The sequence below is a fragment of the Sphingomonas molluscorum genome (genome assembly GCF_039522995.1).
Taxonomy (GTDB): domain Bacteria; phylum Pseudomonadota; class Alphaproteobacteria; order Sphingomonadales; family Sphingomonadaceae; genus Sphingomonas; species Sphingomonas molluscorum.
The window spans coordinates 1-24084 of the sequence record NZ_BAAAEL010000002.1; the positions used below are offsets into that span (position 1 = coordinate 1).

General features: G+C 62.2%; 29 protein-coding genes. 17 read left to right on the forward strand and 12 right to left on the reverse strand.

Going from position 1 to position 24084, the window contains the following annotated elements; translation table 11 throughout:
• The first annotated feature begins 401 nt into the window (after nt 1–401).
• Genes ABDZ92_RS04405 through ABDZ92_RS04420 form a run of 4 tightly spaced genes read left to right on the forward strand, consistent with a single transcriptional unit; the run spans nt 402 to nt 4454 of the window.
• Nucleotides 402–1265: a CBASS oligonucleotide cyclase gene (locus ABDZ92_RS04405; protein ID WP_343761747.1), complete on the forward strand. Its 864-nt coding sequence runs from the start codon at nt 402–404 to the stop codon at nt 1263–1265.
• Nucleotides 1258–2187, forward strand: coding sequence for an S-4TM family putative pore-forming effector (locus tag ABDZ92_RS04410; RefSeq protein ID WP_343761748.1), 930 nt, complete (start codon nt 1258–1260; stop codon nt 2185–2187). Before ABDZ92_RS04405 ends, ABDZ92_RS04410 begins: the two co-directional genes overlap by 8 nt.
• Nucleotides 2184–3686 (forward strand): LA2681 family HEPN domain-containing protein, encoded by a 1503-nt coding sequence (locus ABDZ92_RS04415; protein WP_343761750.1) that lies wholly within the window; start codon nt 2184–2186, stop codon nt 3684–3686. The genes ABDZ92_RS04410 and ABDZ92_RS04415 overlap by 4 nt, the downstream gene beginning before the upstream one ends.
• Nucleotides 3687–3728: 42 nt before the next feature.
• A complete protein-coding gene (locus ABDZ92_RS04420) occupies nt 3729–4454 on the forward strand; it encodes an HNH endonuclease (RefSeq protein ID WP_343761752.1) in 726 nt (241 codons plus the stop codon).
• On the opposite strand, the gene ABDZ92_RS04425 is transcribed toward ABDZ92_RS04420, so the two are convergent.
• From ABDZ92_RS04425 to ABDZ92_RS04435, 3 genes are all read right to left on the reverse strand, one after another.
• Nucleotides 4451–5374, reverse strand: a complete 924-nt coding sequence (locus ABDZ92_RS04425) for an HNH endonuclease (protein ID WP_343761754.1) — start codon at nt 5372–5374, stop codon at nt 4451–4453. The genes ABDZ92_RS04420 and ABDZ92_RS04425 overlap by 4 nt on opposite strands.
• Nucleotides 5375–5774: 400 nt before the next feature.
• On the reverse strand, nt 5775–6389 hold the full coding sequence (locus tag ABDZ92_RS04430; protein WP_343761756.1) for an FMN-dependent NADH-azoreductase: 615 nt from the start codon (nt 6387–6389) through the stop codon (nt 5775–5777).
• 23 nt (nt 6390–6412) lie between these two features.
• Entirely contained in the window at nt 6413–7204 is a 792-nt protein-coding gene (locus ABDZ92_RS04435; protein WP_168847371.1) for a DODA-type extradiol aromatic ring-opening family dioxygenase, read from the reverse strand.
• A gap of 75 nt (nt 7205–7279) precedes the next feature.
• On the opposite strand from ABDZ92_RS04435, the gene ABDZ92_RS04440 reads away from it, so the two are divergent.
• Both ABDZ92_RS04440 and ABDZ92_RS04445 read left to right on the forward strand, forming a co-directional pair.
• On the forward strand, nt 7280–8176 hold the full coding sequence (locus ABDZ92_RS04440) for a LysR family transcriptional regulator (protein WP_343761761.1): 897 nt from the start codon (nt 7280–7282) through the stop codon (nt 8174–8176).
• A 43-nt stretch (nt 8177–8219) separates the two neighbouring features.
• Nucleotides 8220–9134, forward strand: a complete 915-nt coding sequence (locus tag ABDZ92_RS04445) for a nucleotidyltransferase (protein WP_343761763.1) — start codon at nt 8220–8222, stop codon at nt 9132–9134.
• Here ABDZ92_RS04445 and ABDZ92_RS04450 read toward each other — a convergent pair.
• The 3 genes from ABDZ92_RS04450 to ABDZ92_RS04460 all read right to left on the reverse strand — a co-directional run bounded on the left by ABDZ92_RS04450 (nt 9020) and on the right by ABDZ92_RS04460 (nt 11110).
• On the reverse strand, nt 9020–9670 hold the full coding sequence (locus ABDZ92_RS04450; RefSeq protein WP_343761764.1) for a helix-turn-helix domain-containing protein: 651 nt from the start codon (nt 9668–9670) through the stop codon (nt 9020–9022). The genes ABDZ92_RS04445 and ABDZ92_RS04450 overlap by 115 nt on opposite strands.
• A gap of 272 nt (nt 9671–9942) precedes the next feature.
• Nucleotides 9943–10623 (reverse strand): RNA polymerase sigma factor, encoded by a 681-nt coding sequence (locus tag ABDZ92_RS04455; protein WP_343761766.1) that lies wholly within the window; start codon nt 10621–10623, stop codon nt 9943–9945.
• Nucleotides 10595–11110: a MarR family winged helix-turn-helix transcriptional regulator gene (locus ABDZ92_RS04460; protein WP_343761768.1), complete on the reverse strand. Its 516-nt coding sequence runs from the start codon at nt 11108–11110 to the stop codon at nt 10595–10597. The genes ABDZ92_RS04455 and ABDZ92_RS04460 overlap by 29 nt, the downstream gene beginning before the upstream one ends.
• A gap of 190 nt (nt 11111–11300) precedes the next feature.
• Between ABDZ92_RS04460 and ABDZ92_RS04465 the strand changes: the two genes are divergently transcribed.
• From ABDZ92_RS04465 to ABDZ92_RS04480, 4 genes are all read left to right on the forward strand, one after another.
• Entirely contained in the window at nt 11301–11819 is a 519-nt protein-coding gene (locus tag ABDZ92_RS04465; RefSeq protein ID WP_168847366.1) for a peptide-methionine (S)-S-oxide reductase, read from the forward strand.
• Nucleotides 11820–12206: 387 nt separating this feature from the next.
• Nucleotides 12207–12575: a hypothetical protein gene (locus tag ABDZ92_RS04470; protein ID WP_343761772.1), complete on the forward strand. Its 369-nt coding sequence runs from the start codon at nt 12207–12209 to the stop codon at nt 12573–12575.
• A gap of 31 nt (nt 12576–12606) precedes the next feature.
• Nucleotides 12607–12858 (forward strand): hypothetical protein, encoded by a 252-nt coding sequence (locus tag ABDZ92_RS04475; RefSeq protein WP_343761774.1) that lies wholly within the window; start codon nt 12607–12609, stop codon nt 12856–12858.
• 243 nt (nt 12859–13101) lie between these two features.
• Entirely contained in the window at nt 13102–13746 is a 645-nt protein-coding gene (locus tag ABDZ92_RS04480; protein WP_343761776.1) for a peroxiredoxin-like family protein, read from the forward strand.
• A 70-nt stretch (nt 13747–13816) separates the two neighbouring features.
• Here the strand turns inward: ABDZ92_RS04480 and ABDZ92_RS04485 are convergent, their stop codons facing one another.
• Genes ABDZ92_RS04485 through ABDZ92_RS04495 form a run of 3 tightly spaced genes read right to left on the reverse strand, consistent with a single transcriptional unit; the run spans nt 13817 to nt 15735 of the window.
• A complete protein-coding gene (locus tag ABDZ92_RS04485) occupies nt 13817–14698 on the reverse strand; it encodes a LysR family transcriptional regulator (RefSeq protein ID WP_343761778.1) in 882 nt (293 codons plus the stop codon).
• 49 nt (nt 14699–14747) lie between these two features.
• Nucleotides 14748–15227 (reverse strand): DUF6314 family protein, encoded by a 480-nt coding sequence (locus tag ABDZ92_RS04490; protein ID WP_343762098.1) that lies wholly within the window; start codon nt 15225–15227, stop codon nt 14748–14750.
• Between the two features lie 19 nt (nt 15228–15246).
• Nucleotides 15247–15735 carry a YkgB family protein gene (locus ABDZ92_RS04495; protein WP_168847361.1) on the reverse strand — a complete coding sequence of 163 codons (489 nt, stop codon included), beginning with the start codon at nt 15733–15735 and terminating at the stop codon, nt 15247–15249.
• A gap of 448 nt (nt 15736–16183) precedes the next feature.
• Here ABDZ92_RS04495 and ABDZ92_RS04500 point away from each other — a divergent pair, with 448 nt between their 5' ends.
• Nucleotides 16184–16678 (forward strand): MarR family winged helix-turn-helix transcriptional regulator, encoded by a 495-nt coding sequence (locus tag ABDZ92_RS04500; protein WP_247650907.1) that lies wholly within the window; start codon nt 16184–16186, stop codon nt 16676–16678.
• Between the two features lie 50 nt (nt 16679–16728).
• On the opposite strand, the gene ABDZ92_RS04505 is transcribed toward ABDZ92_RS04500, so the two are convergent.
• From ABDZ92_RS04505 to ABDZ92_RS04515, 3 genes are all read right to left on the reverse strand, one after another.
• Nucleotides 16729–17490, reverse strand: coding sequence for a ZIP family metal transporter (locus ABDZ92_RS04505; RefSeq protein WP_343761782.1), 762 nt, complete (start codon nt 17488–17490; stop codon nt 16729–16731).
• Between the two features lie 79 nt (nt 17491–17569).
• Nucleotides 17570–18229, reverse strand: a complete 660-nt coding sequence (msrA, locus tag ABDZ92_RS04510) for a peptide-methionine (S)-S-oxide reductase MsrA (protein ID WP_425542277.1) — start codon at nt 18227–18229, stop codon at nt 17570–17572.
• Nucleotides 18136–19362 carry a bifunctional alpha/beta hydrolase/OsmC family protein gene (locus ABDZ92_RS04515; protein ID WP_425542278.1) on the reverse strand — a complete coding sequence of 409 codons (1227 nt, stop codon included), beginning with the start codon at nt 19360–19362 and terminating at the stop codon, nt 18136–18138. Before ABDZ92_RS04515 ends, msrA (ABDZ92_RS04510) begins: the two co-directional genes overlap by 94 nt.
• 224 nt (nt 19363–19586) lie before the next feature.
• On the opposite strand from ABDZ92_RS04515, the gene ABDZ92_RS04520 reads away from it, so the two are divergent.
• From ABDZ92_RS04520 to ABDZ92_RS04545, 6 genes are all read left to right on the forward strand, one after another.
• Nucleotides 19587–20462 (forward strand): LysR family transcriptional regulator, encoded by an 876-nt coding sequence (locus tag ABDZ92_RS04520; RefSeq protein ID WP_168847359.1) that lies wholly within the window; start codon nt 19587–19589, stop codon nt 20460–20462.
• Nucleotides 20463–20606: 144 nt separating this feature from the next.
• Nucleotides 20607–21050: a peptide-methionine (R)-S-oxide reductase MsrB gene (gene msrB / locus ABDZ92_RS04525; protein WP_168847358.1), complete on the forward strand. Its 444-nt coding sequence runs from the start codon at nt 20607–20609 to the stop codon at nt 21048–21050.
• 1 nt (nt 21051) lies between these two features.
• Nucleotides 21052–21591 carry a peptide-methionine (S)-S-oxide reductase MsrA gene (gene msrA, locus ABDZ92_RS04530; RefSeq protein ID WP_343761788.1) on the forward strand — a complete coding sequence of 180 codons (540 nt, stop codon included), beginning with the start codon at nt 21052–21054 and terminating at the stop codon, nt 21589–21591.
• 137 nt (nt 21592–21728) lie between these two features.
• Complete coding sequence (locus ABDZ92_RS04535; protein ID WP_343762104.1) at nt 21729–22433, forward strand: glutathione S-transferase N-terminal domain-containing protein; 705 nt, start codon at nt 21729–21731, stop codon at nt 22431–22433.
• A complete protein-coding gene (locus ABDZ92_RS04540; protein ID WP_168847356.1) occupies nt 22430–23398 on the forward strand; it encodes a magnesium and cobalt transport protein CorA in 969 nt (322 codons plus the stop codon). Before ABDZ92_RS04535 ends, ABDZ92_RS04540 begins: the two co-directional genes overlap by 4 nt.
• A 94-nt stretch (nt 23399–23492) precedes the next feature.
• Complete coding sequence (locus tag ABDZ92_RS04545; RefSeq protein ID WP_343761790.1) at nt 23493–24062, forward strand: hypothetical protein; 570 nt, start codon at nt 23493–23495, stop codon at nt 24060–24062.
• Nucleotides 24063–24084 lie beyond the last annotated feature (22 nt).

The window sequence follows — 24084 nt, forward strand, 5'->3', positions numbered from 1 at the left end:
CTCATCCCGGTCTCCTTGCGGAGCCTGAATCAGATCGCGACGCTCACATCAATGGGTCCTGACCCTAGTCGCTCCTGGATGACCCTCTCCCTCCCCTCCTTTTTCCAAACGTGCTCTGTCAGTGTGATTGATAAGGGCGGATAGCCGATTATCAGGTCTTGCGCGCTGCCCTGCTGAGCCGACTTCGCTTTGGCCGCTTGCGGAGCGCGCTACGACCAATCTCATAGGCCAAGGGCCAAATGAGGCTGCTCCCTGGCCCAATTTCGTCATACGACGGCGAACCGGACAAGCTCAGTTGATCCCTGATCAACCCCTCTCATCACCGTCACAAAAGTACGGTGCCCGACGCGAACGACTGCGAAGCGCGTTGGCCAAACAGCGGTCTCGCGTTATGCCGTGACATGGCCAGAACGATCGACGAAGCCTTCCGCGTTTTACGTTCCAACCTGCAGATCACCGATCTTCAGGAGAAGACGGTATCGACGCGTCAGACTTCTATTCGTTCGGTGCTCGAAAAAGACTTCGTAGTGCTCGATTCTTTTCTGACCGGTTCCTACCGGCGCAGCACGATGATCTCGCCTCTGAAAGAGGCGGACGTCGATATCTTCGTCGTTCTCGACCCCAAATATTATGCTGCGCAGGGACAGACCGGCCTCCTCAATGCCGTCCGCGCATCGCTGCTCAAGACCTATACGAAAACGCCGAAAATCCGCCCTGATGGCCACGCCGTGACGATCACGTTCACCGACTTCAAGGTGGACGTCGTTCCGGGATTCCACCGCAAGGGCGGCGGATATCTTATCCCGGATACGAGCGGACCGTGCTGGATCTCCACAGACCCCAAACGGCATGTCGAAATCTGGAGCCAGGCCAACAAGGCCCATAATGGCGATCTGGTTCCGCTGCTCAAGATGCTGAAGGGCTGGAATGCGAGCCGGAGCCTGCTCAAATCCTTCCATCTAGAAACCCTCGCCCTCGACATTCTCACCAATGTCACGATCTCGAGCTTTCCGAGCGGTGTCCGGTATTTTTTCGACAAGGCGCGCGCCAAGATCAGAACTAGGCTGGCCGACCCGGCCGGCTACTCCGACGATGTCGCGCAGCACATCAATACGACCGAGCAGATGGAGGCCATCGTCAAGCGCCTCGACTGGGCGCTCGCACGTGCGCAGGAGGCCGAGAAATTTGCCGCTGCCGGCAAAACCGCTGATGCCTTTGCGCGATGGTCGCAGCTTATCCCCAACCACTTTCCGGCCTATGGCTGACGCGATGACCGGCAACGCAATACCGACGCTCCAGAATGAAGAGCCGCAGCTCAAGCTGATGCGTGCTCGGTCGCGTATGTATGCCCTTGCGTCGCGTATCCTCGTCGCCCAGCTGATTCTGACGCTCCTGATCCCAGCGCTTGGGGCGATCCTCGTCCTATTCATTCCGTCCGCGCGCGCGCCGATCGCCGCGCTGGCGTTGCTGATCACTGCCCTTGACGTCCTTGTCCTCGACCGTCGGCAAAAGCTTTTGATCAAGCGCGCTGCGAAAGTCGGCGAAAGCTTCGATTGCGCCGTTCTGGCGCTGCCTTGGGACCGGTTCAACGCCGGCGATCCGCTCGAGATCGAGGACATTCACGCCGCTGCCAGAGCCTATGCGCGTCATAAGGACGACAGCCGGCTACGCGATTGGTACCCGGTTGCAGCTGGACAGGCGCCGCTGCATCTGGCGCGGATTATCTGCCAGCGAACGAACCTGCGATACGACAGTCAGCTCCGCCGCAGCTACGGGACGATCGTCGTCTCAATCGCAAGCGCGATCCTGCTGCTGCTGTTCGTTGGCGGCTTTGTGCAGGATCTGAAACTGAGCGACTGGGTGCTGACCATGGCGCCTGCGAGCCCGATCCTTACTTGGGCCGCGCGTGAATATTATCGCCAGAATGATACGGCGGACTCGCTCGAGGAGCATCTGCGTGCCGCCAAGACGCTGTGGGCGCGGGCGCTCGCGGGCGAGTGTGATGCAGACCATTGCCTCGCGCAGTCACGCGAATTCCAGAATGCGATTTACTACCGCCGCGCGTCGAGCCCGCTGATCGTGCCGCTGCTGTACCGGTTCAAGCGCCTGCAGCTCGAGGACGATATGAACGAGGCGGCCGCGAATTTCCTGGCGGATTTCCAGAACGCGAACGCTGGGACCGGATGACGCGGCGGCCACCGGCAAAGTCGGCCCGAATCGCGAAAGTCGATGCGCTGGCGATCGCGATCGACGCAGCGATCGAGGCCGCCAACCAGCAGGAGCTGGAGGCGCTCGACAAGCGTTGCGCGGCGATGCTCAAGGCTTCGAGCGAGGAAGAAGCCCGGCTCTGGTACTATCGCAGCAATGTGCAAGCCGCACTCCAGGACACCACCGATGCCCAAAGCTGGAAATGGCGGCAGCCGCATCGCGAGCGCCAGATTCTGTATCTCAGGCGTGCAAAGGCGACTGCAGGGTTCGCGGCTGTTGGACCGGAGTGCCGCACCCAGATCCTGACCAATCTGGCGAACACGCTGAACAGCTTGGGTCGTAGCATCGAGGCCCTCCAGCTTTATGATCAGGCGCTCGACCAGATTCCGCGCTTCGCCGTGGCACTCGGAAATCGCGGAATCGCGCGCGCCGAGCTGGCGCGACAACTCTACGATGCAGGAAATGCGATCGTCCTGATGCAGGCGGCGGCAGTGGACATCCAGCGGGCGCTTGCACCGGATGCCTTCTGGGACAACGACTATCCAGGGGCAATCGACTTATATCAGCGCTGGCTGGACTGGCTAACCGCGGTAATCGCGCACAACCGGCCGCGCGCCATCGACGTCGACGGGTTTTCGCTTGGCCGAACCAAGACGGAGAAACGATTTCGCCGTTGGGCGCTCGAAAATCAGTTGTTCCTGTCGCCCCTGAGCGTGCTCGGTCCGCACGCCATCGCTGCAGCAGACCCCTTCGGTTTGCCTCCGCACCGGGGCAGCTTCGACGAACCTCCGCATTTCATCGCATGGTACAATCAGATGAAGCAGGAGTTTGCAGCAGCGCGCCTGATGCTCTTCGAATCGATCGACGGCAACGATCGCCATTTTGCGGACCGGGATCTGCTTCTCGTCGATACGCTCGACTTTCATGCGTTCGGACTCAAGGTCGAGAAGCAACGCATCGCATTTCGCATGGCATATGGCCTGCTGGACAAGATCGCCGGCTTCCTGAATGGCTATTTCAAGCTCGGTGACGACCCCAATCGCCTCAGCTTGCGCACTGTCTGGCCAACCAAGGGTCAGGTCCGCAGGGAGTTCGCCGACCGCCCCAATCTCCCGCTGCGCGGATTATACTGGCTGTCGCTCGACCTCCTTGCCGCCGAACCAGCGGATATCGACGCGATTGCGCCCGATGCCGCAGAGCTCAACCAGCTCCGAAACGCCCTTGAGCATCGCTGCGTCGTGCTACGCGAGGTCGATACCACGCTTCCGACCGGTATCATCGAGACGCGCACGATGCTCGAATTTCGGCAATCGACCTATCGGATGATGTCGCTGGCCCGGGCAGCCCTCTTCTACTTGTCGCTCGCCGTCGGCCGCGAGGAGCAGAAAAGGGACGAAGAGGACACGGATGACAAGATCATCCTATCCCGTTCGCTCGGAACCTATCGCGGGGTCGTCGGCTATGGCGAGTTCGGCTGAGTGATAGTCGGCGGGCTCCGCGTATCGAACGGCGCCTGAGCCATGGGCAAGCGCTTCAAGTCGGGCATCTGCGCCTATTGCGGCGCACCGGGAAGCACCGCCGACCATGTCTTCGCGCGCAGCTTCTTCCCCGAGACGCTGCGCGACGATTTGCCCCAGGTCGCGGCCTGCGCACCGTGCAACAGCGAGAAATCGAAAATCGAGCATTATCTCGCGACGATTCTGCCCTTCGCCGGCAACCATCCCTTGTCGGCGCCGATGCTCGAACAGCAAGTGCCGCGGCGACTGGCCAAGAACAAGAAGCTCCACCGTGAACTTGCCGAGGGTCAGGTCGGTGTGCGTTGGACCGAATCCGAGACCGAGCAAAGCTCATTCGGCATTCCCTATGACCATGACCGGCTGCTCGACTATCTGCGCTATGTCGCCAAGGGCCTCGCCCGGGCGCATTGGGATATCACGGTCCCGCAGCATTATGCGGTGAGCACTGGCCTCGTCACCGCCGGACAGGACGCGATCCTGCGCAACCTCTTCGTCGGTCGCAGCGCCGGCTACGCCCGCGGCAACCTTGGCGACGGCCTGATCCTGTACGAGGGCCAGCAGGCGATCGACGATCCGTCGCTGACGATGTGGCGGTTCCTGCTCTATGGCGGACTGATATTCAGCGACAATGATGCGGTGCTCGACATTCCGCGCGATCTCTGGGCGATCACGGCGAAGAAACCGATGCCCGGCCTACCGCACCGCCGGGCCGCCGACGACCAGTCCTAACCCAGATAGCGGTGCTCCCGGTGCCATTGCAGCGCTTCGGGCGCCGGCGGCGCAAAGCCGCGGCGCGGGGCGGCGATCTCGGTCCCCTGCATCGCGTAATAATGCACGCCATTATCGAAGTCGGCCTTGAGCCGTTCGCTCACCGCGAAAGTCCGGCGCTCGGTGACGGTGACATAGCCGAGGTCGAACAGGCGGTGGATGTCGGTGCGCAGCAACAGGCCATTGGCGAGGTCATGGTCGCCGCCATCGCCATAGCTGCGGATATGCGCGGCATCGAGGATCGGCAGCGTCTTCTCGCCGGAGACCGCGCAGCGCCGGCCATAGCCATCGGTCACCGCGAGCCGGAATGCGCCCTGCCCCAGCCGCTGGCGCATGAGCACCGGCTGGCCGTAGCGCTCGCCCGAGACCGGAAGCGGCGCCGCCGGTGTCGCGGCGAGCCGCTCGCTCACCGCCTCCCACAGCCGCAGGCCTTCCTCGGTGTCGGTGGCATAGCCTTTGCCGACGACGATGTTGCGCGAGAAGCTGTCGGGCACCGGGATCCACGACGCCCGCGGCCAGAAAAATGGTTCGGTCAGGATCCTGCAGCCGATCACCGGATCCTCACGGGGTCGAAGCGGCGCGGACTCGCGGCGCAGCGCAACGATCGTCGCGCGCATCTCGGCGAGCGAGGCATTGCCGTTCTTGGGACCAAAGGCCTCCCAGGCCAGCGACAGCGGCGCCAAGGAGGCATGGCCGAACACCCCGCCGCCAGCGATCGCGGCATCCTTGCCCTTCAATTTGAACAGGAACAGGTCGCCGGGTTGCAGTGCCTTGAATTCGCCCGAGCCTGAGGGTTGCCAGAAATTGACCTCGTCCGGAGCAATGCCGGCAAGGAAGTCGAACCAGGGCTTATGCGTCACGCCGACGAAGATCTTGACCACACAATGATTATGACCGCATGCGGGCGCTTGGCAACCTAGGCAGCCATTCGGGCCATCCGCGACCGAATTTAAAGACCGGCTGCTTCCAGGGTCGGTACAGGCGAGGCGACACGACTGTATAGGGCGCATTGCCACGAAGCCGCGCCGGAAGCACACAGGCGCCTTTCAGGCGTTGAGCGATAAGCTGCCTTTCAACGTCGTTTGGTTTCGTGCTCCTGGGGATCGCGTTGCGCCTGCCTGCCCGACTGCCCGTGGCCGTTAAGTTGGCGCGTTAGAGAGATTGAACACGCAACCATCGTGCGACGACTATCGACCATTCCCTGCGGGTCAGCGTTCGCGGAAAGGCGGACAGTCGGTTTAGCCAATGAGCTGCATGCAAGCACGCAGCCCATTGGCTCGCTCAGGCAGCGGCGGCCTCAAGCTCGGATTGAAGGGTTTCGATAAACCCCTCCATCGTTGTCTCGCGCATATCGACCGCCTTCGCACCGCCACCGGCGACGACGGTAACGTCGGTGATGCCTATCACGCCAAGGACCATGCGGAGATACTGCGTGGCGATATCGCGGTCGCGGATCGGCGAACCTTCGGTGTAGACGCCGCCGCTTGCCATCAACACTGTGGCGATCTTGCCGGTGACGAGGCCCTTGCCGTCGAAGCCGAGCGTCAGCCCCTTGCGCACGATGTTGTCGATCCAGGCCTTGAGCTTGGCAGGCACGTTGTAGTTATAGACCGGGGTCGCGATCACCAGGTGGTCGCAGGCGAGCAGTTCGCCGACGAGTTCGTCAGACAGGCGCAGTTCGGCCTTCATCTCGGGCGAGTGTTGCTCGGGCGGCGTGAAATAGGCCTGGAGCCACGGCGCGTCGATGAACTGGAGGTTGGTTTCCGTCAGGTCGCGCTCGACGACTTCGCCATCCGGGTGTGCCGTCCGCCATTCGGCGACGAAGCGACGTGTCATGTTGCGCGAGATCGAATTATCCCCGCGGGGACTGGTTTCGACAACGAGAAGCTTGGTCATGATTATTCCTTCTTGAGAATCGATCAGCCGAAACGGAAACCGGATATCGGCTTGCCGAGAGCATGGCCGTGGAAGTGAATGACGCCGGTCTCGCCCGACGCCGCGCCTGCCGCGATCATCAGAGGCAGCAGGTGGTCCTCATGGGGCTGAGCCACGCGGGCATGCGGGGCGTCTTCCCAGCGGATCAGAGCTTCGTCGCGCGTCGCGCCATCGATCATGGCGGCGCGCAGCCAGGCGTCGAATGCCTCTGCCTTCTCGTCTACCGCTCCGCCGCCGAAAAAGCCGCGCATGTTGTGGTATGACTGGCCGCTGCCGAGGATCAGCACGCCCTCGTCGCGCAGCGGCTTCAACGCCCGCCCGATCGCAAGGTGGGCGGCCGGATCGAGACCACGCTGCAGTGAAAGCTGCACCAACGGAATGTCGGCTTCGGGCACCATGACCTTGAGTGGCACGAAGATGCCGTGATCCCAGCCCCGCGCATGCTCCGCGCCGTTGGCAATGCCGGCATCCGACAACAGCTCGCGTACCCGTGCCGCAATTGCCGGGGCGCCCGGCGCGGGCCAAGTCAGACGGTAGGTGTGATCGGGAAACCCGCCATAGTCGAATAGGAGCGACGGATGCGCGCCGGTGTTGACGGTCGGCACGTCCTCTTCCCAATGCCCGGATATGGCGAGGATGGCGCGCGGCTGCTCCGTCAGCGTCGCGAGGAATCCGCGCAGATAGGTCTCCAGCTCGCGCCACGTATCGCGCATCGGCCCCGGTTCCAGGAAGAAGCAGGGCCCGCCGCCGTGATTGATGAAGAAGGTGGGTTGCATGAGAGCTATATGCCCACTGGACGATCATCGCAGGAGTGATAAAGATGTGATGATCTTTATCGGCTGGAGTGATGGATGATCGGGAACTTCACGCTGGACCAACTCCGCGTTCTCACGACCATCGCCGAGACAGGCAGCTTCTCCGCCGCAGGGCGCAGGCTCGGACGCGCGCAATCCGCGATAAGCCAGGCTGTTGCGACGCTGGAGGACACGCAGGGGGTGACGTTGTTCGACCGATCGGGCTTCCGGCCCGTTCTGACCGATGTGGGCCGGGTGCTGGTGGCACAAGCGCGCTCGGTCCTTGCGAGCGCCGCCCGGTTCGAAGCCATGGCCTCGAGCACGCGCGAGGGGATCGAGGCCGAGCTGGCAGTCGCGATCGATCCGCTGGTGCCCACCGCTGCCTTCATCGACAGCTTGCATGCGCTGCGCGCCGAGTTCCCATTCCTTCCGGTCAGTTTTTCTACCGAGGGGTTAGGCGGAGCCGAGCGACGGCTACGAAGCGGGGACGCGGCACTGGCGTTCTGTATCCTGTTGCCAAGCGTACCCGATGACACTGCGGCGCTGCCGTTGCTCGGGATCGACCTCGTGCCCGTGGTGTCGCCTGCCCATCCCCTCGCCAAATTGAACCGCCCGGTGACGGCCGGCGACCTGGATGAGCATATCCAGCTCGTCCTCTCCGACCCGGCCGCACCCGATGGCCCTAACTACGGCATCATTGGCACCAGAGCCTGGCGGTTCGTGGACCTCGCACGGCGACTGGATTTCTTGCTCGCGGGTCTGGGATGGTGCCGGATGCCTGAGCATCTCATCGCGCGACATCTGGTCGATGGTCGCCTGGTTGCTTTGACGATTGAAGACGATCCGGCCGCCGCGACCGGACCGCTGATGATCTATGCCGCCCACATGCGGAATCGCGCGCTCGGACGGGCGGGGTCCTGGCTGCTACGCGAGCTACAGGCTCGGCTCGGCTGATCGGGATTGCGGCAAAGCCACAAGGAGCTAGAACCGGAACATCATGCGAACTGAACTCGATCACCTTCCGGCAAACAAGCGGCGCGAACTCGACCGCGTGGTGCAGATCCTCTTCGAGGAATTCGAAGACGCACATGGGAAGCCCGAAGGCGACCGGAAACTTGGACGGATCCATAAGATCATTCTGTACGGATCATATGCCCGCGGCGGCTGGGTCGACGAACCGCACACCGCCAAAGGGTATCAATCGGACTTCGATTTGCTCGTCATCGTCAACCAGAAAGAGCTGACCGACCGCGTCGCCTACTGGGAAAGGGCGGAGGAGCGCCTCAACCGCGAGCGCAGCATCACCCAGAACCTCAAGACGCCCGTCAACTTCATCGTCCACACCCTTCAGGAGGTGAATGATGGCCTCGCGCACGGGCGATCCTTCTTCATCGACGTCGCTCGCGACGGCATTGCCCTCTACCAATCCGAAGACAGCGAGCTCCACCAGCCCAAGCCGAAGACACCACAGCAGGCTTACGACGCGGCGACGGAATATTTCGAGGAATGGTTTTCGCTAGCCGTGAGCGCCCAAAAGGGCTTCCATTTCTACCTATCGCAGAAAGAGCATCGCGACGCCGCCTTCACGCTGCACCAAGCTTGCGAGCGGCTATACCACTGCGTGCTCCTGGTGATGACCTTCTACACGCCGCACGTTCACAACCTCGCTTTTCTCCGGACGCAGGCGGAACGCGAATCCAACCATCTCTTCGAAGCCTGGCCGCGCGACAACGCCCGCGCGAGGGCGCGCTTTGCCAAGCTCAAGGACGCCTATGTGAAGGCGCGCTTCTCGAAGCATTACCGGATCACGGAAGAGGAACTGAACTGGTTGGCCGAGCGCGTCGACGAGCTCGGTCGTCTGGTGCACGAGGATTGCACGGCACGGATTGCCGAGCTGCGCGCGGCGCTCTGACTGGAGTCCCCACGGCGAGAAACCTCGGCTTGAAATGATGCGGCCAATGCGCCGTCCCCCGGTGCGGGAGCGGTCGGTGGTTGCGCACGTGTCGCCTCTTGCCGCCATTGACGCGGTGTCTTGCCGGCGCGCCGGACGAATGTGTTGGTGAAGTGGCTTTGATCCGCGAAGCCGCATTCGAGCGCGATCTCGGCGATGGGCATTGGGGAATGGGAAAGAAGTATCATTGCCCGCAGCACGCGCTGGCCGATGAACCAGCTGTAGGGAGAAATGCCGACGGTGCTGGTGAAGGCCCGAACGAAATAGCTCATCGATAACCGACAGGCACAGGACAGCTCCGAAACCTGCATCGTTTCACCGACGCGCGCCGCCATGATTTTCTTCGCCAGCTGGACCTGCCACGGCGCGAGACAGGGTTGCGGGCGCGCATAGGTCCGGCCAGTCCGTCGCGTGGTTCTGCCCGGCGGTTCCGGCTCGCAGTGCCGGGTCCGCGAAATCTGCGCACCAACGCTCTCGCCCACTGTCACGCGCGCCATGCCGCCATTGCGACCCCCAAGGGACAATGGGCTGGCTACGGACGCGGAATGCGGCCTTACGCCGTTCCCAATAGTCCCCACGGCGCCTGAGTGTGGCACCCAATATGGGCGCCATGTCCGGGCGTGGCGTGAAGACCCTGTTACTCCCTTTCACTCTGACACCTGGCGGCCGCCGAAGGCGGTCGTGCGATGCTATTTTCCTTGAGGGCCGGTCAGGCGAACCGGCTGGGCTCGCGTGGGCGCCGAGTGCCAGCCCCTAATGCATTGAGAGGTTAACGTGACCCCGACCGTTGCGACGCTGCGTCCCTGCCCTCGCCGCAAAGGGCCGTTCTCAGATCCCGCTCGGCACGAGCCAGTTCCTTCTGGACCGTCCGCTTGTGCAGACGAAACTCCCCCGCAATCTGCACCTGCGTCTTTCCGTCACGCCACGCCGCCAGGAAGATGTCGCGGCGCTGGGTCGGCAGTGCTTCCAGCATATCGAACACGCGCGATAATGTTCTCCTCGCGCTGGCCGCGCGCTCGGGGTCGGGCGCATCGTCGGCGAGATCAAGAGCGGCAGCCGCGTCCGCCGGTGTAAACCGCATCTCATGGCGGCGCCGGTTCTTCGCGAGGTTGATGGCCATCCGGTAAAGGTAGGATAGCGGATGCCGTACATCGCCGACAACCGCACCGCGCTCGAGCTTGAGATACGCGTCGTGAAGTGCTTCGGACGCGGCATCCGGGGAGCGGAGCGTACCGGTCAGCCTCGCGAGGAGATGGTCGTAATCCGCCTCCAGGGCTTCCAGCAGGCGTTTGAGGCTCGCATCGTCCTGGCCGGGCGGATCGTGCTCGCTCTCTTTGCCAGTACGTTGGACGGCGCCAGATGAGTCGCCGGCAGCGCCAATTTGCCGGGAGGCACTCGGACGTGCGTTCCGCAGCCCCATCTCAGGCGCGAGCAGCCTCGCGGCTGCCAAGCTCCTCATCTACCGGGCAGCAGCGGCAACTCGAATAGTCGCACAGACGGCACACGCGGTAGGCGTGTTCTTCGTTGCCCAGGAGTGCGCGCAGCATGCGCTCCGAAAGTGACCCAAGCATCGCGACCTCGTCGTCATTGAGCACAGTCAGGGCGCGCGCGAGCGTAGCGTTGCGAGCTTGAAGCACCGCCATGCTCGTCGTTTCGCCGGCCGCCGTCAGGTGAAGCAATCTGGCCCGCCCGTCGCTCTCGTGCCCGCGGCGCTCCACCAGACCCTCGGCGACGAGCCGGTCTACCAGTCGCACTGCGCCGGCGTGTGAGAGGGCGACTCCCGCCGCGAGTTTGCGGATGGACAGGCCAGGTTCGTGGTGAAGGAGCGCCAACGCAGACGATGCGGGGCCCACCTCGGGTGCTTGGGCACTCGCGGAGCGCACGATCTCGTCTGCCAACAACAGTGCCAGCGCCCCGAACACATTCATGTTGCGCATCGACCGCATACTTCCTAATATATGCGTCGAGCATATACTTCAAGGCGAGGATGTGCTGTAACCGTGGCGCGAACTCGCGGGAGAGCCGGGCCAAGGTCGCGCTTCCGGGGTCTAAACGTGAAAACGTCGTGACGCGCGGCAGCGGCGGCCATCTCACCCCCCCTGCTCACCAATTATTCGAGGAACCGTGATGGAGAAGATCGGCTTCGGCGGAGGGTGCCACTGGTGCACCGAGGGTGTTTTCCAGGCTATTCGCGGCGTGCAGCAGGTCGATCAAGGCTTCATCCGCTCGGATGCCCCCTCCGACACCTGGGCCGAGGCGGTCGTGGTTCATTTCGACCCGGAGGCGATCGAACTCGCGACATTGCTGGAGATCCACCTCAGGACCCACTCTGCCACGAAGACCTTTGAGCCAGGCGGGAAATACCGCAGTGCTGTCTACACATTCGAGGACGGCCAGGCGCCCCAACTAAGGGACGTGCTCGCCTCGTTGAGGGGCTCTTTCGAGAAGCCGCTGTCGACGGCGGTCCTGCCGTTCCGTGGGTTCAAACCTTCGGACGCACGATATCAAAACTATTATGCGACCGATCCGGAGAGGCCGTTCTGCAGACGCTACATCGATCCGAAGCTCGACTATATAAGGGCGAACTTCGCCAAGGTTGTGCTCCCGGCCAGAGCCGCCGCTCGCGACGCGCCATCCACGCCATGAATCCCCAACAATAGGGAGCTTCGCTTACTCTGCCAGCGCCGCAATGGACTGGCACTGGCCCCGCCGGTCGGCGACGGCGCACGGACTAGCAACTCCGGCCGATCGATGGGTTCGTCCTGGAGCGCAAAGTGGTTATCGCGATGGTTTCTGGGTCCACCGCGCTGGCCGAAATACGCAATATCGCCCAGTTGGCTGCCGCCTAAAGGTGGAGCTGAACGACGAGCGCAGAGCTCCTGTGCTATGAAAACTATACGCAGAGCACATTGGCCAAATCCGGACCGCACTGCGATAGTCTACGCAATGACTGGCGAAATAAGCGACCTGTCGCTGGCGTAAAATGTCAGGATAAATGAAGTCTCCCCACAGAAGAAACACGGAGCTCACGCCATGCTGATGCAGTCCATCGATGCGATCGAGGCGGAGGTCCTGCCATGCGGCGCCTTAATCTTCACGTCGTTGGAACTGACAGTTATCGCGCTGGCCCGGAGCGAGAAAGGCCGAACTTCCGCGTCCCGAAGCCACCTGGCGCGGGCCCTTTTCAAGATCGACGAGTTTACCACGGGAAAGCAGGCAAACTGGGCGCTGGCTGATGCGCGGCTCGAAGCGCTCCGCGCGTTCGTCAACTCTCTCCATCGGCACGGCCCAGAGGTCCTCCAGCAGACGCAGACCTTGCAGGAGGCTGGCTTCAGCAGCGCGCAAGAAACCTGGCTTCGCTCGGAATGCGCCCGTCCGCTCTCACCTGCAGCGCAAATTTGAAATCCACTCCGTTACCGGAAGACAGCCGCACATGAACATAATCTCCGAGGCTTGCAGGAGGTTGGAAGCCAAGAATGCGCGTCTTTTCCGCGTGCTGCAGCGCGCTTCGATTGCCGTCTCGATTCTCTTTGCAGCGGGCGTGACGGGTCTGGTGAGCCTGCTCTGGCGCGCCATCGTCGGGCAGGTCCACGATCCGCTGATCTCGGCCGTCCTCGTCGGCGCGATAATGCTATCGTTGACCGCGGCCGCAGTCATGCTGCTCACGTTCGAGAGGCGAGCCTGATCCCAGGTGATGGTCGCGCCCGATCGCTGACGGGTCGCAATTCCGTCATCAGAGGTCGAATGCTCGGGCGAAGTCGACATGTTGTTGAGTGGCTGGCGGGCAGTGTGCAAGACAGATCGCTCGCGCTAGGTCGCACAATTTGCGCCGGGATTTGCGTCGCCTGCCGCTGCGATCGGAGGTTTGGCATGACCCATGCTATTTGGCGCTGTGCCACCCGCGCATTTCGACGCTATCTTGCACGGCATGACCACCATCCGCCTGCTGTCCAGCCCAGATGCTGACGCCGCCGTCGCGGGACTGGGCTTCGCGTCCTTTTATGATAGCTTTATCGCCCGATTACAGGGCCTGAACGTAGGGAAAGTGGTGCCTCGCGTCGGTGAGGCGTTCCCGGACTTCTCGCTTCCCGACTCGTCGGGCCGCTACCGTTCGATCAAGCAGCTTCAGGACGCACGGCCGCTTGTCATCAGCTTCAATCGTGGAAGATGGTGTCCGTACTGCGTGTACGAACTGCAATCTTGGGCAGCTGCCGTGCCTGCTCTTGAAGAACTGGGCGGGAAGCTGATCGTCGTGGCGGGGGAGACTGGCGAAGGGGCTGGCACCATACAGGACATAATCGGACCGAACGCGACGGCGCTCTGCGACGTCGACCACGGGGCGGCGTTGGCCTGCGGGCTTGCCTTTCCGATCGGCCAGGAACTGAAGCGCAGGTATCTGGAGATCGGGATCGATCTTGCGGCCATCTACGGAAGCGATGGGGGCTTCCTGCCAATCCCGGCAACATTCGTCGTCGGCGGGGATGGCAACATCCGCTACGCACATGTCGACCCGGACTTCCGAGTACGACCCGAGCCAAAGGACATCGTCGCGTTCATCGCGGCAATGCGCTGAGCCGGCCAGGTTCCGGCGACTTCGTGACGGGCCTGCGATAGTGCAGAACTCTTATTCGCGGCACTTCGGCTCAAGTGGCAGCCGCCGCCCAACTGCGCGCGCGTGACGCACGCACGAAGGCATCTGCGGCGATGCTGCGCTTGCGACCAGCCACCGCCCCCAAGACGACGTCGCGCCGGACCTCGACATCGGCAAACCTGAAGGCACATAGGCGCTCGTCGTCCCGAGGCCGCGGTATGAAGGCGCTGCCGAGCCCCGAGATCACCAGCTGCTTCAGCTGAGCCATGTCGGTGGCGCGGTGCCGGACGACTGGCACGAAGCCGTGCGAGGCCGCGATGCTCTTGAGCCGGGCGCACCCGTTGCCCTCGTGATCGATCCAGGACTCATCGCGCACCGAAAGCAGCGACGGCATCCCCCCTCCCGCGAGCGGATGATCCGCACGTGTGACCATATGATAGCAATGGTCGAACAGCTGCCAGGCGTCCAAGCGATCAGGCGCGTTGTCCGGGAGTTCGACGACCACCAGGTCCAGTGCACCGTTCATTGCGGCTTCGATCAGTTCGTCCGACGACCCGCTAGAAAGCGAAAGCTCGAAGCCCGGGAGACAGTCGGCAAGCTCTGCCAGGATCCGATCGAGCGTGTCGGACTCAATTGCAGCATCTACGCCAAGCGCCAGCGGCGCCACTTCCGCCCTTCCCAGGCCCTTTGCAAGTTGGGTCGCGGCCCGGGCTGCTTCGAATGTGCGCTCGAGATGCGGCAACATCTGTCGTCCGAGATCAGTCAGGTGGGTGCGGCTGCGCTCGCGGCGGAACAGTTCTCCGCCAAACTCATCCTCGAGCTTTTGTATCGCACGGGTCAGCGACGGCTGCGACACGTTGCACTCGTCGGCCGCCCGCGTGAAATTAAGCGTCTGCGCCGTCGCGAGGAAGTATCTGATCTGGTGCATCTCCATGAAGTGATAGTAGCATCCGAACTGGCCGATGGCGACCGCCCAGGCCCCATCAACTCATTATCTCCGGAGCGGAACTCGCGATCGTGGCATCGCGCGGCGGCCGGCAATATCGGCTGACCAGCTCATATGCCTTTGCGGGCCCTTGGACCGTGATGATCACCTCAAAGGCGGTCGGTCCCAGAATGCCGTAGGTCGCATGATAGGTGTCGTCTCCGCAGATGTGAACGTCACTCGCTTCCAAGCCGCTGTCCGTCCGCGAGAAACGCAAGCTGAGGAACTGCTTCCCGATATCAGGTCCGTCTGCGAACTCGACAACGACACAGTCCCCGCTCGAGCGATAGAGATACTGCCGGTAGGAAGAGAATTCACCGCCATCTGCCAGCGTAAGGATGCCGCTCTCTCGATATGCGAGGGCGCCTTCGCCAGCAGGGGAGAAGACCGCGTCACCCTGCAGGTGAGCAACTCCGGGCCGGATATCGCGTCGGAGTATCCATGCTCCGCGGAGATCCTGCAGGATTTGCGCGCCCATCGTCACGAGAGGACGCCATTCACGAAGGCTCAGGGGCGCTTCTGTCCCGGACCGAAGCAAACAGCAGCACCAGCGATGCCGCCAGCAAGACCGCATCCTTCAGCAGAAATTGCCCTGGTACTGCCGAGATAGCTGGAAAGCCGCCGGCCGTCGGCTCTGCCACACCTGGAGTGGTGAAGAGAAAGGTCAACGTGATGAGATAGGTCGCCGCCGACATCAGTGCGCCGAGGGCGGAGAAGATTGGGCGGAATGCACCAAGGATCAGAAATAGGGCGGTCGATAGCTCGACAGTGCCGATGAAATAGCTCTGCCCCTGCGTACCGAACATGCCCAGCCAACTCATCATCGGGCTATGTCCAATGAATGGGGCGATGCCCGCTGCCTCATACGCCGTAAACTTCATCCCGCCGAACCACAAAAACACGATGACCAGCGCCCATCTGAGCAAAGCGAGGTCCTTCCGGTCATGCTCGGCGACGACAAAATCGTAACGGTCGTAAATGCTCATCTGACAGTTCCTAAACAGGCTACGCGTCGCGACGTCGAGAGACCTCTTCGTGCTTCATGTGTGGGGTACTGCCGCAAACTACGGAAAACCCTTCGCCAGCGGAAATGCCGTTGAGGTATTGTTTCGATAGCTGCCGAGCGCACATCGATTGTCGCCTGCGGGCTCTGACTTCGCGACTGACTTGCGTCGCCGCCTATGCGACCCGGCGCGCAGACTCACGCCATAGCCGTCAGGTATTGCCCGAACCCTCGGCATTGATGAGCCGAAACAGTTTTTCCGCGCGACCGATCGCCGTAAATTCTTCTAAGTCATTATAATGCAAAGCTTTATCCGACAGCCATGCCGATCGGGAGGAAGAGGGTATTGCTTGCTGTCTATGCTCCGCGCACATATAGCCGTGGTGATGGATGGACTTCGAGATAGAAATGTCTTCGGGGCGTTCGCACTCATGATCGGCGACGACATTGTTCGCGCCAGTTCATCGCGAGCACCGGAAGCTGGACCCGCCGCCTCGGCGCTGGCGTTGCTCGCGCACAAGCCCGGGCTCTCGATCCGCGTGCTTGCGGTCGGAGTGGGGCTTTCACATGCCGGAACCGTTCGCCTCGTGGACCGGTTGGCGGCCGAGGGATTGATCGAGCGCAGAGAGCATTCGACAGACGGCCGCACGCGATCCCTCTATCTTACGGCAACCGGGAAGGTCGCGAGCGATGCTGTCCTCGCCTCGCGCGATCAAGTGATTGCTGAAGGGCTGTCGATCCTCGATCCCGACGAACAGAAAATCCTGTGCGATATCGCTGAACGCGTTCTGCGCAATCGCCTGGAGAGCCTCGAGCAGTCATACCGCATCTGCCGCCTGTGCTGCTATGAGGGTTGCACGAACTGCCCCATCGATGCCGAATTGCTCGAGCGAGGCGTAGACCGGGAAAAGAGCGACGACGCGTAGGAGAGCGAGCATCCGGGGTTGCAGGATGGGAGGCGCGCGAGGGCGAAGGCTCAATGCTGAGCGAGAAGATACGCCGCGAGAAAGCCGATGACCGTGATCAAGCCGATGAACGGCGGCGCCTTCTCGAAGGCTTCGGGGATCATGGTCTCCGCGAGCATCGCGATCACGGCGCCCGCCGCGAATGAGAGGATGGCCGGCGCCAGAGTTTCTGCAGAGCCAAGAACGAAGTTCCCCGCGCCAGCGGCGATGCAGACCAGCAGCGGAATGCCGATCCACACCGCGTAGATGTAGCGTCGGGACCGGCCCGCGAGCTTCATTCCCGAGGCGCTCGAGAGGCCCTGTGGGACGTTGGCGAGAAAGAAGCCTGCGACGACGGCGAGGCTGATCCTGCCACCGCCGGCGACCGACATCCCGATCACAAGGGCCTCGGGGATCCCGTCGAGGACGCTGCCGAGCGCGATCGCGACTCCGCTGCCATGGTGCTCCTGCTCGTTTGGCTGCTCCACGCATTCACCGCACCGCTTGCGGTGCTTTGCACCACGGCGAGCAAGGTCCCAATTGGAGCCGCTGAAAATCGCGGCGCCGGCGAGCAGGCCGAATATCGCCAACGGTCCCAAGCCCGGCGGGTCTTGCCCGCCGATCAGTTCAGTTCCTACCACGGCGATCAGCACACCGCCCCCGAAACCCATTATCGCCGCAATCATGCGGTGCGTCAGCCGCCCGAAGAATGTGTCCGCTATGATCGCCCCAACCAGAAGTCCGCTGCCCGACACCAGGCCCCAAAGACCAGCGATCATAAACTCAGGCATCATGGCAGTAGCGCGGCCCGTAGCGGGTCGCCGTGCTTGCGACCCTTTTCCGCACGACCCATCGGGGGCATTACCAACCTGCTCATCGGCCAGATCCATCCAGGCGCCACGTCGGGCGCGCGAAGTGACAGCTATACCCCGCAGGATCGCGCGCCAGATATTTCTGGTGCTCCGGCTCCGCCTCCCAAAAGATTTCCTCTGGATTGATCTCCGACAAGACCGGGCCAGGCCAGCGTCCTGACGCCTCGATCTCGGCGATCGTCGCCAGAGCGACCTCTTTCTGCACGTCGCTGGTGTAGAAAATTGCCGACCGATAGCTGGGGCCGACATCGCTGCCTTGCTGCTCGTAAGTCGTGGGGTCGTGGATCTGGAAGAAGAGCTCCAGGAGGGAGCGATAGCTGAGTACGGAAGGATCGAAGGTCACCTCCACCGCTTCCGCATGGCCGTAATGTCTCGCATAGGTCGGATCGGGCATTTCGCCCCCTGTGTACCCGACACGCGTCGACAGGACGCCCCTGGCTCGGCGCAGCAGATCCTCCACGCCCCAGAAGCAGCCGCCTGCGAGAATTGCTCGCTCTGTCGCGGCCGCCTCATCGCCGGCAGGCGATTGGGCAACACTCGGTGCGCCCTCCCCCATGTGCTCCACCGTCAAGCCGGCCTCGCGGCATCCGCAGCCTGACTGATGCCCAGGAGCTCGGTCTGTACGTCCGAGCCCCGGATGAGAGTGAGATCGACGGGGCATCGATCAGCGATCGCGAGGATCCGAGCACGCTGATCATCACTCAGCGGGCCATCGAGGACGATGGTGCGGGTGAAACGGTCCGGTGGCATCATGTCCGGCACCTTCTCGTGCTGCACGGTCGTGCTCGCCCGTTCGAGCGGAAAGCCCTTGCGGTCCGCATATAGACGCATCGTCATCACTGTGCAGGCCGCAAGGCCGGCGGAAACCAGTTCGAAGGGTGAGAACCCGGTTCCGAGGCCGCCGACCGATGCTGGTTCATCGGCAATCAAACTGTGCTCGCCGCTGCGGACATCGAGCTGGAATTTCCCGGCAAGGGTTTCAGTGGCGACGACGCCCTCGGCAATTTCGACCTGCGGAAGATCCGCCGTAAGCGGTGGGAGAAAGCGGCTCGCCCAGGCCGCCACCATAGCCGCGGCATAATTCGCGTCTGCAGCATCGGTGAGAAGGTGATCCGCATTGTCGAGCGAGATGAAGCTCTTCGGATGCCTCGACGCCAGGAAGATGCGCGACGCGTGGTCGATGCCGACCACCTGGTCCAGCGGCGAGTGCATGACCAGCACCGGACGTCGCAGGGAGGCGATGGCCTTCTCGACATCGATCCCCTCAACCGCATCTAAGAACCCGCGGCTGACCAGGAACGGTCTCCCGGCGATCTCCACCGAGGCCTCGCCCTCCCGCGCGATGGCGTCGAGGCCCTCCTGTCCGAAGAAGCGCAGGATGTGCTGAAGGTCGGCCGGAGCGCCGATGGTTGCCACCGCCGCAACGTCGGGTAGTTCGGCTGCGGCCACGATCACAGCCGCTCCGCCCAGGCTGTGACCGACCAGGAGGGAGGGTGGCATGCCCGCCTCGGCCATCGCCTTGGCGGCCGCGCGAAGGTCATCGACGTCCGAAGCGAAGTTCACAGCTTCCCCTGCCCCACCGCCGATCCCGGTCCCGGCAAAATCGAACCTCAACACTCCGATGCCGGCACGCGAGAGCGCACGCGAGATGTAAACGGCGGCGCGACTGTCCTTCCCGCATGTGAAGCAGTGGGCGAAGATCGCCCAGCCCCGCGGCGTTCCTTCGGGCCGTTCGAGGTGACCGGACAGCTGAGATCCAGCCCCACTGATAAACGTGAATGTTTTTTCTGACATATCTATTGATCCTTCAGCACGCGGTTTGACGATCGCTCTCCCGAAGTTTCCGGGCGGAGCTGAGCGCAGCGCACCGCCACCGATAGTCGCCCGGCATACTTTATATGCGTTACGCATATAGACAACCCCCAATGCACATATTATATGCGTCGCGCATACAGTGTGGATCGCTCCGGGGGCCATCGCACGAATGCAGCATCAGTCAGGGCTCATTGGCGACGGTAATGGAACTCAACCAGATCAGCTATTTCATCAGATTGGCCGAGACGCTGAACTTCACAGCGGCTGCTCGTCTGAGCGGTGTATCACAGCCAAGTCTGACCCGTGCGATCCGTCGCCTCGAAGATGAACTCGGCGGGCCACTGATCCATCGCGACGGAAAGAACAGCCGCCTGACCGGTCTTGGCCTGGACGTGGAGGCCGAATTCCGGCGCATGGCGGCCGCGATGAAGAGCGTCCGCGATCACTCCGAAAACTGGGCGATGGGGAGGCACCGCGTGCTCGATGTCGCCATCGCGCCCACCATCGGACCAAAAGGGTTCGCGGCGTTCTTCGAAAGCGCGTTAGCGGAAGTGCCATCCATCGAGATCAGGTTGCACTCGCTCCAGGCGAACGAGGATACATCGGAAGTGCTTTCGGGAAAGTACCACGCGTGCATCCTGCCGCGTGAAACAAGGCAGGAACGCAAGCTGGATGTGCACCCCTTGTTTCGGGAACGCTTCGTGCTCGGCTGTTCGGCTAACCATCCCCTGGCTGCCCGTGAGACCGTGCGCGGGGAAAACCTGCTCGAATTTCCTTTCGTCGATCGCCTGAAATGCGAATTTCGCGATCAGATCTTCGATCACTTCGCGCGACGTGGTGCGCTCATGCAACCCCGCTTCCGGTCGGATCGTGACGACTGGGTGCAGCGGGTGGTCGCCGACGGTCACTCCATATGCATCCTTCCGGAACGCTCGGCCATCGCGCACGGCCTCGTCACCCGGCCGATCGATGGTTTTGTACTGGAGCGCGAGGTCGTCATGGCGACGGTATCCGGGTCGACGGCTCCGGTAGAGATACGGAAGATCGCGCATCTGGCAGCCGGATACGCGTGGAGCTGAACGCAGGCCCAAGAGCTCCCGCGCTATGGAAACTATACGCAGAGCGCATTGGATAATTCCGGACCGCGCTGCGATAATCTGCGCAACCACTGACGAAATAGCGGCACCGGGTCTCGACCTCTTAGATAAGTAAAGGAGACTATCATGAAGTTCGAAAAATCGCAGGAAGCGGTTGATCGCCTTACTGCCGAGCAGCGTCGGATCACCCAGGAATCGGGCACCGAACGGCCCTTCACGGGCGAGTATAACGACAACAAGGAGCCGGGCATCTACGTCGACATCGTATCGGGAGAGCCGCTGTTCGCCTCGACAGACAAGTTCGACTCCGGTTCCGGCTGGCCCAGCTTCACCAAGCCGATCGTTCCGGCAAACGTGAACGAGCTGCGGGATAGCGCGCACGGCATGGTCCGGACCGAGGTCAGGTCGGTGCACGCAGACAGCCATCTCGGCCACGTGTTCCCGGATGGTCCTTCCGACCGCGGCGGTCTGCGCTACTGCATCAACTCAGCATCGCTCCGCTTCATCCCCCGCGATGAAATGGAGTCCGAGGGATACGGCGAATATCTCGATCAGGTAGAGGAGGCTTAACATGCATCAGCGCGCTATTCTCGCAGGCGGATGTTTCTGGGGCATGCAGGATCTGATCCGCAAGCGGCCCGGGATTATCTCAACGCGCGTCGGTTACACCGGCGGCGATGTCCCAAACGCCACCTATCGTAATCACGGCACGCATGCCGAGGGGATCGAGATCGTCTTCGACCCGGCGGTGACGAGCTACCGGAACATCCTGGAATTCTTCTTCCAGATCCACGATCCGACGACGCTGAACCGCCAGGGCAATGATCGTGGGCTCTCGTACCGGTCGGGCATCTATTATGTTGACGAGGAGCAGAAGCGCGTCGCCGAGGATACGATCGCCGATGTCGATGCGTCCGGGCTGTGGGATGGCAAGGTCGTCACCGAGGTCGCGCCGGTTGGTGAGTTTTGGGAGGCCGAGCCGGAACACCAGGATTATCTGGAGAAGCGGCCAGGCGGCTACACATGTCACTTCGCACGACCCGGCTGGGTGCTTCCGAAGCGCCAGAAGGCCGGCGATGTGCAGCCCGCGGCCGAGACTGCTGCGGAATAGGCTACACTGCCGTTCCGCTATGCCGGTCCGGCTTACACGTTCCGATGACCGCGTCGCCCAACGATGCGGTCATCGAACCCTGCCCTGATAAGGTGGGTCATTCCAGTCGACCGCCACAGCTTCAGGATCGCAGAACCATGCCAGACCTCTCGTCCTTCCCAATCACGCAGCGCTGGCCAGCTTCGCATCCTGATCGCCTGCAGCTTTACGCAGCGCCCACGCCGAATGGCGTCAAGGTCTCGATCATGCTGGAGGAGGCCGGCCTGGCGTACGAGCCCCATTACGTCGACATCTCGAACAACGAGTCGAAGGATCCAGCGTTCGTTTCGTTGAACCCGAATGGCCGCATTCCGGCGATCATCGATCCGGCAGGTCCTGGTGGAAAGCCGATCGCCTTATGGGAATCCGGTGCGATCCTCCTCTATCTGGCCGACAAGACGGGCCAGTTCATCTCCACCGAACCCGCCCAGCGTTACGAGACACTGGCGTGGGTGATGTTCCAGATGTCGGCCATCGGGCCGATGTTCGGTCAACTTGGCTTCTTCCTGCGATTTGGCGGCAAGGACTATGAGGACAAGCGGCCGCAGCAGCGCTTTATAGATGAAGCGAAGCGTCTCCTCGGGGTGTTGGATCGCCGGCTGGAAGGGCGCGACTGGATCGTCGACGACTATTCGATCGCGGACATCGCGACGCTCGGCTGGGTGAACGCGCTGGTCGAATTCTACGCTGCCGGCGACGTGCTTGGCCTCAGCACTTATTCGAACGTCCAGGCATGGCTGGGGCGAGGGCTGGCTCGACCGGCCGTGCGGCGTGGCCTGAAGATCCCGGCGAGGCCGGCATGAGCATCATCGCCGCTTATTATTACAAAGAAGGCAAGCGAGTTCGCGAAATCGCGCTCGATGAGCGCGTCGAGCTGAACGAGGATCGCTCGGGCTTCTGCTGGATCGCGCTCAGCGAGCCCACCGAGGACGAACTGAGAGCGATCCAGGCGACGTATAATCTCCACCCTCTGGCGATCGATAACGCGATGCACCCGCTGTGCCCGCCAAAGCTCGAAGTCTATAACGATGAGCTCTACATCGTCGCGCAAACCGCCGAGCTGGTCGGCGACCGGATCGTCTATGGCAAGATGGCGATCTTCACCGGTCACAATCATCTCATCACCGTGCGGCACGGCAACGGGGGAGCGCTGGGCAAGCTTCGCGAGCAACTTGAGGCTTCGCCGACGTTTTTCGCCAAGGGTGTCGACTATGTGCTCCACGCGATCCTGCACCGCGTGGTCGATCAGTATCTCCCGATCTTCGAAATGATCGAGGACGACGTCCTGGAGATGGAGAGAATGTCGCTCGACGACTTCCTCGGGCGGAAGGAGGTCTCCCGCATCTTCGAACTAAGGTCCGAACTCACGCGGTTCCAACGCACGCTCGGGGCTATGGCCGAGCTGGTGCGAAAGCTCGTACGCGGCCACTTTCCCTGCATCAGCGTCGAAATGACACCATTCTTCCACGACGTCGCGGACCATGTTCACCGCGTGCAATCCATGGTCGATGGTCTCCTGCAGGTTCTGTCTACGGTCTTTGAGGCCAGCAGTCTTCTGGAAGCACAAAGGATCGGAGTCGTCACCCGCCAGCTCGCCGCCTGGGCGGCAATATTGGCGGTCCCGACGGCGATCGCTGGAATTTACGGCATGAACTTCAAGCACATGCCGGAACTGGACACGCCATACGGCTACTTCGTCGTGCTCGGGGTGGTGGCGGTGCTCTGCCTCCTCCTGTTCGTGCGCTTCAAGAAGGCCAAGTGGCTATGAAATCAGCACTTCGCGCGCTTGTCCTACCTCCGACGGGCGACGGCGCGCCCGGTGGAGGAGCGTGTCCAATCCAACTCGAGATGAAGGTGCTTCCATGACCTCCCAAGTGACCGACGTTCTAGAAGCAGTCCAATCCTTCATCGCCAAGGGCTACCACCGCGAATACCGCGTCAAGGACGGCAAACTCGTCGATCTCGAATTGGGATCGACCCTCGATCCGTGCGGGATCCAGATCGATGCGGCGCTGCGCCTCGAAAGTGGGGATGGCGAGGACGCCTCCAACATCTACGCGATCACCGATCCAGCGACCGCGCATAAGGGCCTGTTGATCGACGCGTTCGACGTGTTCCACGAAATCTGTCCCCGGGACCTGTCCGAGCGCCTCGTAGCGGATCGGGAAACGGCGCAGGCAGGTGACCAGGATCTGCCGAGCAAGCACGGACTCCGGAAGGTGTACAAGCTTGAGTTCAACCGCGATCCCGAGCGTTACATCTTGCGGGAGGGGTTTCCAGACTTCCCACCCTGCCCTTTCGGCCAATCCTTCAGTATCCTCGGCTTTGATACCGCCGAGCAGGAATATGTCTGGCTTGTCACGAGCATCATCCGCGATTCTCGCCTGATCCGAGTTCCATACCAGGGCGAAGACGTCATCAGCGACGAATAGCGGCATCACAGAACTTTGAAAA

Bases quoted from the DNA above. Each gene is read 5' to 3' on its own strand.
- ABDZ92_RS04420 (WP_343761752.1), top strand. From the start codon at position 3,729: ATGGGCAAGCGCTTCAAGTCGGGCATCTGCGCCTATTGCGGCGCACCG.
- msrA (WP_343761788.1), top strand. From the start codon at position 21,052: ATGCATCAGCGCGCTATTCTCGCAGGCGGATGTTTCTGGGGCATGCAG.
- msrA (WP_425542277.1), bottom strand. From the start codon at position 18,229: ATGCCCCGTCGATCTCACTCTCATCCGGGGCTCGGACGTACAGACCGA.
- ABDZ92_RS04450 (WP_343761764.1), bottom strand. From the start codon at position 9,670: ATGGCGCGCGTGACAGTGGGCGAGAGCGTTGGTGCGCAGATTTCGCGG.
- ABDZ92_RS04475 (WP_343761774.1), top strand. From the start codon at position 12,607: ATGAACATAATCTCCGAGGCTTGCAGGAGGTTGGAAGCCAAGAATGCG.
- ABDZ92_RS04405 (WP_343761747.1), top strand. From the start codon at position 402: ATGGCCAGAACGATCGACGAAGCCTTCCGCGTTTTACGTTCCAACCTG.
- ABDZ92_RS04545 (WP_343761790.1), top strand. From the start codon at position 23,493: ATGACCTCCCAAGTGACCGACGTTCTAGAAGCAGTCCAATCCTTCATC.
- ABDZ92_RS04505 (WP_343761782.1), bottom strand. From the start codon at position 17,490: ATGATGCCTGAGTTTATGATCGCTGGTCTTTGGGGCCTGGTGTCGGGC.
- ABDZ92_RS04430 (WP_343761756.1), bottom strand. From the start codon at position 6,389: ATGACCAAGCTTCTCGTTGTCGAAACCAGTCCCCGCGGGGATAATTCG.
- ABDZ92_RS04410 (WP_343761748.1), top strand. From the start codon at position 1,258: ATGGCTGACGCGATGACCGGCAACGCAATACCGACGCTCCAGAATGAA.
- ABDZ92_RS04490 (WP_343762098.1), bottom strand. From the start codon at position 15,227: ATGGGCGCGCAAATCCTGCAGGATCTCCGCGGAGCATGGATACTCCGA.
- ABDZ92_RS04520 (WP_168847359.1), top strand. From the start codon at position 19,587: ATGGAACTCAACCAGATCAGCTATTTCATCAGATTGGCCGAGACGCTG.
- ABDZ92_RS04540 (WP_168847356.1), top strand. From the start codon at position 22,430: ATGAGCATCATCGCCGCTTATTATTACAAAGAAGGCAAGCGAGTTCGC.
- ABDZ92_RS04460 (WP_343761768.1), bottom strand. From the start codon at position 11,110: ATGCGCAACATGAATGTGTTCGGGGCGCTGGCACTGTTGTTGGCAGAC.
- ABDZ92_RS04440 (WP_343761761.1), top strand. From the start codon at position 7,280: ATGATCGGGAACTTCACGCTGGACCAACTCCGCGTTCTCACGACCATC.
- msrB (WP_168847358.1), top strand. From the start codon at position 20,607: ATGAAGTTCGAAAAATCGCAGGAAGCGGTTGATCGCCTTACTGCCGAG.
- ABDZ92_RS04485 (WP_343761778.1), bottom strand. From the start codon at position 14,698: ATGGAGATGCACCAGATCAGATACTTCCTCGCGACGGCGCAGACGCTT.
- ABDZ92_RS04470 (WP_343761772.1), top strand. From the start codon at position 12,207: ATGCTGATGCAGTCCATCGATGCGATCGAGGCGGAGGTCCTGCCATGC.
- ABDZ92_RS04435 (WP_168847371.1), bottom strand. From the start codon at position 7,204: ATGCAACCCACCTTCTTCATCAATCACGGCGGCGGGCCCTGCTTCTTC.
- ABDZ92_RS04445 (WP_343761763.1), top strand. From the start codon at position 8,220: ATGCGAACTGAACTCGATCACCTTCCGGCAAACAAGCGGCGCGAACTC.
- ABDZ92_RS04500 (WP_247650907.1), top strand. From the start codon at position 16,184: ATGATCGGCGACGACATTGTTCGCGCCAGTTCATCGCGAGCACCGGAA.
- ABDZ92_RS04515 (WP_425542278.1), bottom strand. From the start codon at position 19,362: ATGTCAGAAAAAACATTCACGTTTATCAGTGGGGCTGGATCTCAGCTG.
- ABDZ92_RS04495 (WP_168847361.1), bottom strand. From the start codon at position 15,735: ATGAGCATTTACGACCGTTACGATTTTGTCGTCGCCGAGCATGACCGG.
- ABDZ92_RS04465 (WP_168847366.1), top strand. From the start codon at position 11,301: ATGGAGAAGATCGGCTTCGGCGGAGGGTGCCACTGGTGCACCGAGGGT.
- ABDZ92_RS04415 (WP_343761750.1), top strand. From the start codon at position 2,184: ATGACGCGGCGGCCACCGGCAAAGTCGGCCCGAATCGCGAAAGTCGAT.
- ABDZ92_RS04535 (WP_343762104.1), top strand. From the start codon at position 21,729: ATGCCAGACCTCTCGTCCTTCCCAATCACGCAGCGCTGGCCAGCTTCG.
- ABDZ92_RS04480 (WP_343761776.1), top strand. From the start codon at position 13,102: ATGACCACCATCCGCCTGCTGTCCAGCCCAGATGCTGACGCCGCCGTC.